Annotated in this window: 13 protein-coding genes; 11 read left to right on the forward strand and 2 right to left on the reverse strand. The window is 42.2% G+C overall.

The window, feature by feature from the left end; all coding sequences use genetic code 11:
* The first annotated feature begins 201 nt into the window (after nucleotides 1-201).
* The 8 genes from HRJ06_RS14475 (at nucleotide 202) to mutM (ending at nucleotide 9,741) form a co-directional block, all read left to right on the forward strand.
* Nucleotides 202-2,574 (forward strand): immune inhibitor A domain-containing protein, encoded by a 2,373-nt coding sequence (locus HRJ06_RS14475; protein WP_422392733.1) that lies wholly within the window; start codon nucleotides 202-204, stop codon nucleotides 2,572-2,574.
* A 159-nt stretch (nucleotides 2,575-2,733) separates the two neighbouring features.
* On the forward strand, nucleotides 2,734-3,882 hold the full coding sequence (locus HRJ06_RS14480; protein WP_174733652.1) for a DEAD/DEAH box helicase: 1,149 nt from the start codon (nucleotides 2,734-2,736) through the stop codon (nucleotides 3,880-3,882).
* 368 nt (nucleotides 3,883-4,250) lie between these two features.
* Complete coding sequence (locus tag HRJ06_RS14485) at nucleotides 4,251-5,723, forward strand: amidase family protein (protein ID WP_174733653.1); 1,473 nt, start codon at nucleotides 4,251-4,253, stop codon at nucleotides 5,721-5,723.
* A 54-nt stretch (nucleotides 5,724-5,777) separates the two neighbouring features.
* The gene (locus HRJ06_RS23505) at nucleotides 5,778-5,912 is read left to right on the forward strand and encodes a hypothetical protein (protein ID WP_277874685.1); all 135 of its coding nucleotides are present in this window, start codon (nucleotides 5,778-5,780) and stop codon (nucleotides 5,910-5,912) included.
* Between the two features lie 123 nt (nucleotides 5,913-6,035).
* Nucleotides 6,036-6,767 (forward strand): CBS domain-containing protein, encoded by a 732-nt coding sequence (locus HRJ06_RS14490; RefSeq protein ID WP_174733654.1) that lies wholly within the window; start codon nucleotides 6,036-6,038, stop codon nucleotides 6,765-6,767.
* Between the two features lie 111 nt (nucleotides 6,768-6,878).
* Nucleotides 6,879-8,024: a trans-sulfuration enzyme family protein gene (locus tag HRJ06_RS14495; RefSeq protein WP_174733655.1), complete on the forward strand. Its 1,146-nt coding sequence runs from the start codon at nucleotides 6,879-6,881 to the stop codon at nucleotides 8,022-8,024.
* Nucleotides 8,025-8,111: 87 nt separating this feature from the next.
* Nucleotides 8,112-8,663, forward strand: coding sequence for a YflT domain-containing protein (locus HRJ06_RS14500; RefSeq protein ID WP_174733656.1), 552 nt, complete (start codon nucleotides 8,112-8,114; stop codon nucleotides 8,661-8,663).
* A 247-nt stretch (nucleotides 8,664-8,910) separates the two neighbouring features.
* Nucleotides 8,911-9,741 carry a bifunctional DNA-formamidopyrimidine glycosylase/DNA-(apurinic or apyrimidinic site) lyase gene (gene mutM, locus HRJ06_RS14505; protein ID WP_174733657.1) on the forward strand — a complete coding sequence of 277 codons (831 nt, stop codon included), beginning with the start codon at nucleotides 8,911-8,913 and terminating at the stop codon, nucleotides 9,739-9,741.
* Between the two features lie 107 nt (nucleotides 9,742-9,848).
* Here the strand turns inward: mutM and HRJ06_RS14510 are convergent, their stop codons facing one another.
* A complete protein-coding gene (locus HRJ06_RS14510; RefSeq protein ID WP_174733658.1) occupies nucleotides 9,849-10,013 on the reverse strand; it encodes a hypothetical protein in 165 nt (54 codons plus the stop codon).
* A 129-nt stretch (nucleotides 10,014-10,142) separates the two neighbouring features.
* On the opposite strand from HRJ06_RS14510, the gene rraA reads away from it, so the two are divergent.
* On the forward strand, nucleotides 10,143-10,622 hold the full coding sequence (gene rraA / locus HRJ06_RS14515; protein ID WP_174733659.1) for a ribonuclease E activity regulator RraA: 480 nt from the start codon (nucleotides 10,143-10,145) through the stop codon (nucleotides 10,620-10,622).
* 66 nt (nucleotides 10,623-10,688) lie between these two features.
* Entirely contained in the window at nucleotides 10,689-11,303 is a 615-nt protein-coding gene (gene safA, locus HRJ06_RS14520; RefSeq protein ID WP_422392734.1) for a SafA/ExsA family spore coat assembly protein, read from the forward strand.
* Nucleotides 11,304-11,362: 59 nt separating this feature from the next.
* Here the strand turns inward: safA and HRJ06_RS14525 are convergent, their stop codons facing one another.
* Nucleotides 11,363-11,869 carry a hypothetical protein gene (locus tag HRJ06_RS14525; RefSeq protein ID WP_174733660.1) on the reverse strand — a complete coding sequence of 169 codons (507 nt, stop codon included), beginning with the start codon at nucleotides 11,867-11,869 and terminating at the stop codon, nucleotides 11,363-11,365.
* A gap of 209 nt (nucleotides 11,870-12,078) precedes the next feature.
* Here HRJ06_RS14525 and HRJ06_RS14530 point away from each other — a divergent pair, with 209 nt between their 5' ends.
* Nucleotides 12,079-12,429 (forward strand): lmo0954 family membrane protein, encoded by a 351-nt coding sequence (locus HRJ06_RS14530; protein WP_174733661.1) that lies wholly within the window; start codon nucleotides 12,079-12,081, stop codon nucleotides 12,427-12,429.
* The last annotated feature ends 6 nt before the right edge of the window (nucleotides 12,430-12,435 follow it).

Raw genomic sequence — 12,435 nt, forward strand, 5'->3', positions numbered from 1 at the left:
GCTTCTATAGACCTACTATAACAGGGTAATATGGCTGAAATTAAATAAGAAAGACCTATTGACCTGAATTTTTAGGTCATTTTTTTTGGATTTTATAGGTAAATTTTATTATATTTCAATAATTTACAATTTTATAACAATTGTTTATTATGAGCATAGGTTCTTAAGTCAGAACAGTTAGAAAATCAGGGGGGGATTAATTTGAAAAAGAAGAGAATAGCATCAGCCGCTCTTGCTGTTGCAATGGGATTTAGTACTTTTTCTATAGGGACAGCTGCTCCGTTGCAAGAAGCAAGTGCTGCTAACCCGGCTAAAGGGCTGACAAGCTCACACCACGGGGTTTCAGTGGATTTAGGAATTGCCAACGATGAAAGACTTATAGAGTTTCTTAAGAAAGAAGGCAGAATTGCACAAGATGCCACGCCTGCAGAAACAGAAAAGGCGTTAAAGGGCTTCTTAAAAGCTAAAGCGGAATCTGCAAAAAAGGTAAAAGGTGAAAAGGTCGGCAAGGAGCTAGCCGTTGAAAGCAACGGAAAAAAGGATGTAAGCAACAGCCTGAAAAATGGACAAGGAAATAAGCTTGGACAAGCTAAGAAAAACACTGTCGATCCTGTTCAGGAAGAAAGCTATGATGGTTCAGTCCGTGAAGATAAGGTACTCGTACTAGCTATTGACTTTCCGGACTATTTAAACAGTTCAATCACTAAAGAAGAAACAGATATGTTCTATGAAGACTACCCACTTGGGCATTTTCAGGATATGGTTTTCGGCGAAAATGGCTATAAAGGGCCAAATGGAGAAAATCTTGTTTCAATGAAACAATATTACGAGCAGCAGTCAGGCGGAAGCTATACGTTTGAGGGAACAGTTGCTGGCTGGTATACAGCTGACAATCCTGCAGCATATTATGGTGCAAACGTTCCAGCTCCAGATGGAAATGATAAAGCTGCCAGAAGCTTAGTATATGAAGCGTTGAAGAAAGCTGCAGTAGATCCAAATGTAGATCTAAGTGAGTATGATCAGTGGGATCGCGATGACTATGATGCGGATGGTGTTTATAACGAGCCAGACGGCTTAATCGACCACTTAATGGTTATTCACGCTGGTGTTGGTGAAGAAGCAGGCGGCGGCTCTTTAGGCGGAGACGCGATTTGGTCTCATCGTTCTAAGCTTGGCTCGGGTCCTGTTGCCGTTCCTAATGCACACTCTGAAAGCGACCGTTGGGGCGGTGTATTGGGTGCATGGGATTACACGATCATGCCTGAAGATGGCGCAGCAGGTGTGTTTGCCCATGAGTATGGCCATGATCTAGGTCTTCCAGATGAGTATGATACTCAATACACCGGAGCAGGTGAGCCGGTTTCATACTGGTCGATCATGTCAGGTGGAAGCTGGGCAGGAATTATTCCTGGTACAGAGCCAACAGGCTTCAGCCCGTATGCCAAGCAAATGCTGCAAAATCTGCATGGGGGCAACTGGCTGTCAGGAACTTCTATTGATGCAAGTGATATAACGAGCGAAGGTACAACAGTTCTTGTTGATGAGGGAGTAACAAAAGGTACGAATAATGATGCCGTCCGGATTGATTTGCCGAGCAAGGAAAATGTGGTGAATACTCCATTTAGCGGACAGTATGAATATTTCAGCGGCAGCGGTGATGAGCTTGATCACTCTATGGTGACTTCTGTTGATTTAACTGATGCAGCTTCAGCTGAACTTAATTTTAAAGCTTGGTACAAAATTGAAACCGATTGGGATTATGCTTCGGTACAAGTTAGAGAAGATGGCTCTGATGAATGGACAGCTATTCCTGGTAACCTTACAACAGACACAGATCCATATGAGCAAAACCCAGGTCACGGAATTACAGGCTATTCGGACGGATGGGTTGATGCAAACTTTGATCTTTCCGCCTATGCTGGCAAGAATATTGAAGTGAAGTTAAACTATTGGACGGACGTTGCTTGGACTGAGCCAGGCCTATATGTAGATGATATCTCCGTCGTTGTTGATGGAGAGCGAGTATTATTTGATGATGCTGAGAGCGAATCAGCGTTTGAGTTCGAAGGCTTCAAGAAAGATGAAGGATTTTTCTACTCTGACCGTTACTATTTGTTAGAATGGAGATCTCATAATGGTGTCGACGAAGGCTTAGGCCATATTGCACGCGGAAACAGTGTGATGAGTTTTGATCCAGGACTTGTTGTCTGGTATGTTGATGACTCATTCACTGATAACTGGACAGGTGCTCATCCAGGTGAAGGGTATCTTGGAGTGGTTGATGCTGATCAGCATACTGTTATGACCAGCAATAACACACCAGCAATAACGAGGTTCCAGATGCATGATGCAGCGTTTGGATTGGAGAAATCCAATAAGATGTTTATTGATTACACTAGCTATACGATTAAAGACAATCATACAACAAGAAAGCCGCTGTTTGATGACAGTGCAGATTACAGCAATGCAGGGTTAGTTGATGCAGGTCGTATTGTACCTCAAGAAGGCCTTAAGTTCCGTGTAGTTGGCGAGAGTGCTGACGGAACTGTTGGTAAAGTATTAATTTTCAAGTAAGAAATTCTTTAAAACCTGCCGGGAGTATTCACCGGCAGGTTTTTCTATTACGGCAAGTTTGCCCGCTTATGCATATCCGTTTAGGGAATACTGGACTTATAACCAGCTTTTAGCTAGTATCATAAATAGAATCTAAGAGCTTAATTGAAGGAGAACAGAATGTCTGAAAATCAATCAACCCTTACTCATTTAAAAACTTTTTTACAGGATAATTGGAATAACGCCGGCTTCAACGAACCAACTTCGGTACAGCAAGCTACAATTCCGCTGATTTTGGAAGGCAAAGATGTGATTGCAGAGTCACCGACAGGAACAGGTAAAACCCTTGCCTACCTGCTGCCGGTTCTTAATAAAATAGATCCGGCAAAAAAGAACCCGCAGGCTGTGATCCTCGCCTCTTCCCAGGAACTGGTTATGCAAGTTCTATCAGAGATTCAGAAGTGGGCTGACGGAAGCGGGATCACTTCTGCTTCACTAATTGGAGGAGCAAGCTTGAAACGTCAGTTGGAGAAGCTGAAAAAAAGTCCTCAGATCATTGTCGGAACACCGGGACGGACACTTGAGTTAATAAAGCAGAAGAAGCTGAAAATGCATGAAGTTAAAACCGTTGTTCTTGATGAGGGGGACCAGCTCTTGGTTCCTGAACATCGCGGCACAGTTAGCAATATTATAAAATCGACACTGAGTGAACGGCAGGTGCTTCTCTTTTCGGCTACGCTTCCTCAGGAAACGGAGCAGGCAGCAAGGGACTTGGTTAAGGAACCAAAACTGATCGCGATTAAAAAAGATGAGACAATTACTTCCGCTGCGGTTGACCATATATACTTTATCACCGAACCACGCGAGAAAATAAAGGTTCTAGAAAGACTTTCACGGATAAGCGGAATAAAGGCGCTCGTTTTCATAAAAGATATTGGTACCTTAACAGTTACCCATGAAAAACTGTCCTATAATAGAGTTGAAGCCGGTCTGCTGCACAGTGACCTGACTAAGGTGGAGCGTCAAGCTTATCTAAATCGGTTCCGGGAAGGCACAGTTTCGTTGCTTTTGGTCACAGATGTAGCTGCAAGAGGGCTGGATATCAAGGGAGTCACTCATGTTGTCCATTTTGACTTTCCGAAGGATTACACGCAATATGTCCACAGATCCGGGCGGACAGGCCGTTTTGGAGCAGAAGGAACAGTCGCTTCAATTGTTTCGGATCGAGAGCTTAGGGAATTAAAAAAATACGGCAAAGAACTAGGATTTACTCCACAGGAAAAAACCTTTTATGGCGGAAATGTTGTAGATCCTGAAAAGCGAAGATAAAGAAAGGGCTATAGGGTGACCTGTAGCCCTTTATTATTAGGATTGTTAGCTTTCTTAGCTAGGGAGTCCGATTAAGTCATACTGCTGTATACGAGTTATTCAGAATGAGTCATGTCTTCAATTAGACGATTTTTGGAAATATACATACCAAATTAGTAGAGGATGAGTAATCCTTGATAGTAGCTTAGTTTTATGAACCTGCTTTAAAAGGTTCCCTAAGCAGGGATAAGACCGGCTTTTTTAGAATATATTTTATAAGCTTTTACTTTGCTAAAGTTTAATGATGATATATAACCAAGTGCTATCCGCAACTTTGACTCATTTTTAAAAAGTCACTACAGAACCTTTACATGAAAGGACATCTGCAAATGGAAAATACCAGGCTGGATAATCTGAAAAATGAATGGCTGATTGAAGCGACAATTGACGACATACAGACGAAACTCGATAGTGGAGAGATCACCTCCAAACAACTTGTGATGATGTACTTAGGGCGGATAGCGGAGGTTGATCGAAGTGGCCCGGTCATTAATTCAGTTATTGAAATCAACCCTGAAGCGCTTCACATTGCTGCAGCTCTTGATGCTGAACGCAAACACCATGGGCGGCGGGGCCCGCTTCATGGCGTTCCGGTCCTAATTAAAGACAATATTGATACAAATGATAAGATGCATACCAGTGCAGGATCGCTAGCCCTTGAAAACTCATTTGCAGCAGAGGATTCCTTTGTTGCCGCTCAGCTACGCAGTGCAGGAGCAATAATCCTCGGTAAAACCAATATGACTGAATGGGCTAACTTTATGACAGAAGGCATGCCGAATGGGTACAGTTCCAGGGGAGGCCAAGTACTTAATCCATACGGTCCAGGTAAGTTCGATACAGGTGGATCGAGTGCGGGTTCAGGGGCTGCTATTGCGGCTAATCTAGCAGCAGCCGCGGTTGGGACAGAAACTTCCGGATCGATTTTAAGCCCTGCAAGCCAGAATTCTCTTGTTGGGATTAAGCCAACAGTGGGTTTAATCAGCAGGCGGGGAATCATCCCGATCTCTCATACCCAGGATACAGCCGGACCAATGGCTAGAACAGTAAAGGATGCTGTGTACCTGCTGACGGCTCTGGCAGGTATGGACACGCAAGATCCAATTACGCTTACGAATACGGACCATAATGAAACGGATTTTACAGACTTTCTTGATCATGAGGCTTTAAAGGGGGCAAGAATAGGAATTGCCCGTGAGATATATTTTGATTATCTTACAGAGTCCAAATTGCAGGTTATGAGTAAGGCGGTTGGTAAGCTTGAAGAACTAGGTGCTGAGGTATTTGATGTCGTTATTCCATCGGAGAAGGAAGATTGGTCTTATGATGTCTTAACCTATGAATTTAAGGCCGGCCTAAATGTATATCTCAATCAATTACGTCCAGGGGCTGCAGTTCAATCCTTAAAGGACGTGGTAGAGTTTAATAAAAAGAATAGTGAAAAGGCTTTAAAATACGGGCAGTCCATACTTGAAGAATCTGAAGAAACTTCCGGAACATTAACGGAAGCAGGGTATATAGAAGTTCTCGAAAAGGATCACTATCTTTCGACGGAAAAAGGAATTGACTTTACTTTGAGTGAAAACAGGCTGGATGCTATAGTTTTTCCTAATAATTTTGGGGCAGCAATACCAGCGAAAGCGGGCTACCCTTCAATTACAGTCCCGGCAGGCTATACAGAAAAAGGCGAGCCTGTGGGCCTTACTTTCACCGGAACTGCATTTAGCGAACCTCAATTAATTAAGCTGGCTTATTCCTTTGAGCAGGGAACTAAATTTCGTAAGCCCCCTGTTTATGAATAATATCCCCGCCAGTGTTCATACTAGCTGTGATAACTGAAAAAGGAGTCGAGGTGTATGGGCCGGACAAAGCGCGGCAATCCTAATGCCCAGCGTAATAATAATAAGAAAAAAGGCAATGACACTAGTGAAGAGCTAGTAGAATTTACGACTGGCCAGAAGGACAAAAAGCTGAATAATCCAATTGATTAGGATTAAGTGCCCCGCCTGCGGGGTACTTTTTTTAGATATTCTTTTTGAAATAGCAGATTTATAGTTTAATAGAAATAGTGTTTTAGGGTAAATAACATACTAATGAATTAAGGAGGGAACAGTGTGGAGAAGAAAACAAAAAGCGGAAGGTCTGACCGGTTCCAAATTGCTTTTAACCGGATTCATAAAAGCCTGAAAGAACAGGTAAAGGGAACAGGCAGTGACGCGTTTGTGGAATTGCTTTATTCTGGTCAAAAAAATCACTCACTTATTCGGAAACATAAACATGAACTCCACCAATATGCCAAGCTGCGCAATGCAATTGTCCATGAAAAGGTAGATAGAAATTTTTATATAGCAGAACCGCACCAGGAAGTAGTCGAACGGATTGAGCAGATTGCCAAGGAGTTTGAGAAGCCAATACCAGCGATCTCAATCGCAACGAGTCCGGTTTTTTACTATTACGAGGACACCCACTTAAAAGATGTTCTAAAAGTTATTAACCGCTTGGACTACACGCGTTTTCCAATATACGATAAAGAGAACAATTACAAAACGCTGCTGACATCATCGGAAATAATAAAATGGATGGCCAATCAATTTTCTAGCAGAGTCATTGAACTGGAAAACGTGAGAATAAAAGATCTTTACACATCGGGCAACAAGTACTTTGTGGATTTTGTTCCCGAATCAGCCTCAATATTTGAGGTAGAGGAACGTTTCGAGGGTTATCATAAAAAGGATCAAAAACTTCAGGGGGTGATTATTACGAAAAATGGAAAAGCTGATGAGAAGCCGCTCGGATTCATTTCCCTTTGGGATTTGCTTGAAGTCGCTGAAACAGGAAGTAATTGACGGGCGGAAAGCGAATTGTTATACTCCTGCTAATCATATGAAAATAGTTTAATATAATGGAGAGAAAACCCTGCTATAAAAAGGGGTTATTTTAAAGAGAAGGTGACTTTATTGGCAGCGAAATTTGAAACAGAAGTACTTCACGGACTACATAAAAGTAAGCAAGCAATCAAGAGCAAGGCAACGCCTATTTATCAGACTTCAGCTTTTACATTTAATGATCTAGATGAGCTAGAGGGCTTTTATCAGGGCGAGGGTAATTATCTTTATTCACGGGTCGGAAATCCTAATACAGATGAACTAGGTTCCAGCGTTGCCTTACTTGAGGGTGCACCGGCAGGAGTCGCAGCATCCTCGGGATTATCAGCCATTATGGCTGGTATTTTAGCAGTCGCTAAAAGTGGTGACCACATTATTGCAGCAGATGACTTATACGGTGGAACCTTCCATTTAATCAATCATGAATTAAGGGAACTTGGGATTGATACAACCTTTATTTCATTCACTGACCTTGAAAATTTGGAAAATAACATTAAAGGGAATACGAAGCTTTTATATACAGAATCCGTTACCAATCCGCTATTGAGAGTTGAAGATTTAAAAAATGTTGCGGAACTGGCAAAAAAACATCAGCTTGCGGTAATGGTGGATAATACTTTTGCGACCCCTTACCATTGTAAGCCCTACACTTTTGGTGCGGATTTGGTCGTACACAGCGCCACAAAATATATCGGAGGCCACAGCGATGTAACTGCAGGAGTCCTCGTTGGCAGAGAGGACCTAATTGAAAAGGCAAGAGCAAAGGTTGTCAACCTTGGCGCTAATCTTAGCCCTTTTGAAGCGTGGCTGACAAGCCGGGGATTGAAGACGCTAGCTCTTAGGATGAAGACCCAATCAGGAAATGCGCGAAAGCTAGCTGATGCTCTCAGCTCAAATGACGGGGTTGATAAAGTGTACTACCCATTTGATGAGGGCGAAGAAGGCTTTGGCGCAATTGTTACAATAAAGCTATCAAAAAAAGTGAATGTTGATCAGTTTTTCCGTTCGCTCGGCTGGGTGAAAATCGTGCCCACATTAGCTGGTGTCGAAACAACTGTATCTCATCCATTAAAAACCTCACACCGTGCCCTGCCGCCGGCAGCTCAGCAGGAGCTTGGCATCACATATGAGTTAGTTAGAATTTCGGTTGGGATTGAACATAGCGATGACATTGTGGAACAGTTTGAACAAGCTATCGTATCATCAAAGCAGGAATAGGTTAGACATAACCCTGCTCCTTATCAAAGTTTTATAGCCCTTACTGGCGGGTATGGTTTAATAAGACTTGTCCAAAGGAGGGCTATTATGTTTGAACATGAAAAACATTTAGTTGGTGTTTATGATACCGAACAAGAAGCCATTTCTGCAGTGGAAGATTTAAAAAGACAAGGCTATTCAGAAGAAGAGATATCAATCATCGGTAAAAACGAAGAAGATGTTGAGCATGTAACAAACGAGACTGATACGAAAGCAGCAGAAGGAATGGCTGCGGGTGCAGCGACTGGCGGTGCATTAGGAGGATTAACAGGCCTCGTTGCCGGGCTAGGCGCTCTCGCTATACCTGGAATTGGACCAATTGTTGCAGCAGGACCTGTAGCAGCAACGCTTACTGGAGCCGCTCTGGGTGCGGGTGCAGGCGGAATTGCAGGTGTTTTAGTAGGAATGGGTATTCCTGAAGATGAAGCTGATCGTTATGAGGGCTATGTAAAGGAAGGTAAAATCCTTGTTCTCGTCGAACGTAGAGAAGTGACCGAGCCTGACCGCTTTAATGTAAGGGACGACCATAATCCAGTTGATGCACCTTTAACATCTGAAAACCCCGCTCATGTACGATTTGGCGGCCATAAGGAGTATTAATATTATTCAACTGTGAGATAAACCATTAGTTAATAGTATTCTAGGGACGGACCAAAAAGGTTCGTCCCTTTTTATCGGTTTATTTTTTGCCCGAGCCCCTTAAATGGTTAAGTTAAAGTACTAAAGGCAGAGGGTAATAAGGTCATTTAACTATTTGACTTACAGGCCACCTGTATCCGCCCCGCATGAACAGGCTCGATTTCACCATACTACAAGTAAAACGGTATGAGCGAAAGGAGCCGGTTTTATGCCTGAGTTGCCGGAAATGGAGACTTACAGGATCTTATTAAGCCCAAAGATTACTTTTAAACCTATATCATCAGTCGAAATTAACCGAGATAAATCGATAAATTTGAAACCTGCCCAGTTTAGGCAAGAGTTAATTGGCAGCCATATACAGTCAATAAGCAGGCGGGCAAAGCACCTGATTTTTCAGATGAATACAGGCAAAAGCCTTGTTCTGCATTTAATGCTTGGAGGATGGATGTATCTTGGCAATGAACATGATAATCCAAACAGAACAAAGCAGGTGATTATTACCTTTGGCGATATAAGCTTGTATTTCATCGGGCTAAGGCTAGGATACCTGCATTTACTAACTAGCGCCGAACTGGACAAAAAGCTGGAGGACCTTGGTCCAGAGCCACTAGATCCGTCTTTTACATACCAGCAATTCCAACAATTAATAGACAAGAAAAGGGGTGTTATTAAATCCGCTTTAGTTAACCAGAAATTCATTTCGGGAATTGGTAACTGCTACTCTGATGAGATATGTTACGAAGCTAAAATTAACCCGTTGAGAAAAGCAGAACAGTTTACGGAAACAGATAAACTGGCTTTGTATAATGCAATCCAGCATGTTTTGCCGAAAGCTGCCGATGCTGGGGGTTATATGGAAAATAAGTTGTACAGCGGTGATAACAAAACAGGCGGCTATTTATCTATTTGTACAGTTTATGATCGGGAAGGTGAACCTTGTAAACGATGCGGGACAGAAATTCAGAAAGAGACAGTTTCATCGAGGAAGACATTTTATTGTCCTATTTGCCAGCAGAAAGAAAAAGAGAAGCTGGCGTAACATAAATAGCCCTTATCCGTGAAGGGATGAGGGCTTTAGACTTTTTTGAATAAAGATTACTTACTGACAGCTGACCAATATTTTCAAAGGTTCAAACTTGAATTTTTTCACTTGATTTCAGGGGAACCAGTTGTTGTCTCGTGGGCTGGCAAAGGGTCAATTCGCGATGAATCCTCGCTGTTTAAAGCTGACTTTACAAAGTAAACAAACACTCCTCCAACTAATCCAAGGCAGATGACAAATCCTAAGGTTGTAACAAATAAATTTGCCAATGTTCTCCCTCCTTTTTAAGGTTATATGCTTGATGATCTGGAAAATTGCGAAAAAAAAGTGAGAAATGGAGGATTTTAGCTGCTTAATAAAGAAAGTAATTAAGAAAAAAGTGCCGGAGGAGTGTCATTATGAGTTTTAAAACAGCAGATTTATGTGATGATTTTTCAGGAGAGCTGGCAATTTGTATGCTGGAATTTAAATCATTGGGGAAGAAAAACCTTTTTTCAGGTCCAATTGCTACCGTTAAGGTGTTTGAAGACAATGTCCTTGTTAGAGAGGCTCTCGAAACAGTTCCTGAGGGGAGTGTTCTAGTAGTTGACGGCGGCGGATCAAAACGCTGCGCCCTGTTAGGCGACCGCCTAGGTGAGATTGCTGTAGAACGAAAACTAGCTGGCGTGGTAATAAACGGGTGTGTTCGCGACACAGCAGAATTGGCTGAATTAAACGTTGGTATTTTTGCGATAGGCTCAAATCCCTTGAAAAGTATTAAACAAGGTAAGGGAGAGCGCGATATAACAGTGTCTTTCGGAGAGATCGACTGGACACCCGGACATTATGCATATTGTGATGAGGATGGCGTTGTTGTTGCCTCTCGTAATCTTTTGTAAAAGAATTTAACATATTTGGTATATTTTCTTTCATTTTTCTCATCCTAACTTCGAGGAGGAGTGAAAATGATGAAACGATTTTGGATCGTTTTGGCATTGTTGGTTTCGTTACTAGCAGTCCCAACGAGTTCTTTTGCACAGCAAGTTCATACCGTTCAGTCTGGTGACACTCTTTGGAAAATAGCCGTGAGATATCAAGTTGGATTATCTGAGATTATTGGAGCTAATCCGCATTTTAAAAACCCTAATCTTATTTATCCTGGCCAGAAGGTTACGATTCCTGCTATGAGGGGCACCACTAGTATCGAGGTTCAAGTTATTCAGTTGACTAATCAGGAACGCTCAAAAAATGGTTTAAAGCCGCTTGCATCTAATTGGGAGTTATCAAGGGTCGCCAGATACAAATCAGCTGATATGAGGGACAAGAATTACTTTGCCCACAACAGCCCAACGTATGGAGATCCATTCCAAATGATGAAGAGCTTTGGCATCACTTATAGACGTGCTGCTGAAAATATTGCAGCCGGCCAAAGAACACCTCAGGAAGTGGTTCAAGCTTGGATGAACAGTCCCGGTCACCGCAAAAATATCTTGGATCCGAATTTAACCCAAATTGGCGTGGGATATGTCAAAGGCGGTTCGTATGGACACTATTGGACTCAGATGTTTATTACCAAATAGCTTTAAAGCCATGGAGATAACCCCCATGGCTTTTTTGATGCTGCAAAATCTTATTTAATTCAATTGGCTTTCCAGACACAATCAGAAGAAGAGCAATTGCTTTCCCGCTGGCGTTTCCATAACCTGAGAATGGCCTTCCCGTCACTAGGGTAGCCATCTTGAAAATCCATCGGCAGCATGGCAAAAAACATATAGTAAAATGAAAAGTAAACAAACTGGTAGGTCAGCATCGACTTGTCCGCCCAGCCTGCAGCAATCAGTAAATTTATAAAAAAAATACTTAGGAGATTAAACAGGGCTCCGCCAAGAAAAACCAATGATAATGCACCCCGATTTTTCACTTTAAGCGACCCGTACTCACAATCGCCAAACCAAAAGTAAAACCATCTAACTTCCACAAATCCAATTGAAAATAACCTCTTGCCTGAACCGATTTTAACCTTAAGGTCTTTGCCTCCAAAGATAGAAGCGAAAGTAATGTGGCCAGCTAAATGAATGAGGGTTACGACTGGAAAAACGATAAAAAACGCTTGTAAAAACTTGATGAAATCGTCCATTCCAAACATATCTAATCCCCCTTTTTACATACCGTAAATCCATGAATCTAATGTACTGTTACCCCGTGGTAAAGTCAGGTTAACTTCCAATTTACACCTCTAACTATGCGGGTCCTACGGCTACTAAGCCTCAGGTCCTACCTTAAAATAAAGCGCTAGTTCGTTATGGGGATTTTGCGTGGAAGGTAAGATGTAAATATAGAAAGGAGGAAATTCACATGAAAAAATCCGGTTTACTTTTGATAGGCGGGCTAGCGGTGATGGTGTTGATTGCTAACCTTGGCCCAATAGTCGGGCTGGCGATCAGCCTGGTCATACTGTACTTTGCTGCGAAGCAATTTCTTAAGGCTAGCTCATTATGGGGGAAAATAGGATGGGGTGCTGCTGGCTTAATCGTCTTACTGGCCACTGCGTCAAATATTCCAGCTGTTTTAGGAATCGCAGCAGCGTATGTTCTCTACCTTGTTTATAAAAAATGGAATGAAAACGAAAAAGTTCTAGATAAACAGGCAGAAACTGACCCATTTGTAAATTTTGAAAAGCAATGGTCTGAACTAAACAATCATTAACAAAAC

Origin of the sequence: Mesobacillus harenae (assembly GCF_013343715.1) — a bacterium.
Taxonomy (GTDB): domain Bacteria; phylum Bacillota; class Bacilli; order Bacillales; family Cytobacillaceae; genus Mesobacillus_A; species Mesobacillus_A harenae.

Coding starts and splice junctions, on each gene's coding strand:
- HRJ06_RS14480 (WP_174733652.1), top strand. CDS start 2,734: ATGTCTGAAAATCAATCAACCCTTACTCATTTAAAAACTTTTTTACAG.
- HRJ06_RS14485 (WP_174733653.1), top strand. CDS start 4,251: ATGGAAAATACCAGGCTGGATAATCTGAAAAATGAATGGCTGATTGAA.
- HRJ06_RS23505 (WP_277874685.1), top strand. CDS start 5,778: ATGGGCCGGACAAAGCGCGGCAATCCTAATGCCCAGCGTAATAATAAT.
- HRJ06_RS14500 (WP_174733656.1), top strand. CDS start 8,112: ATGTTTGAACATGAAAAACATTTAGTTGGTGTTTATGATACCGAACAA.
- mutM (WP_174733657.1), top strand. CDS start 8,911: ATGCCTGAGTTGCCGGAAATGGAGACTTACAGGATCTTATTAAGCCCA.
- rraA (WP_174733659.1), top strand. CDS start 10,143: ATGAGTTTTAAAACAGCAGATTTATGTGATGATTTTTCAGGAGAGCTG.
- safA (WP_422392734.1), top strand. CDS start 10,689: ATGATGAAACGATTTTGGATCGTTTTGGCATTGTTGGTTTCGTTACTA.
- HRJ06_RS14525 (WP_174733660.1), bottom strand. CDS start 11,869: ATGTTTGGAATGGACGATTTCATCAAGTTTTTACAAGCGTTTTTTATC.
- HRJ06_RS14530 (WP_174733661.1), top strand. CDS start 12,079: ATGAAAAAATCCGGTTTACTTTTGATAGGCGGGCTAGCGGTGATGGTG.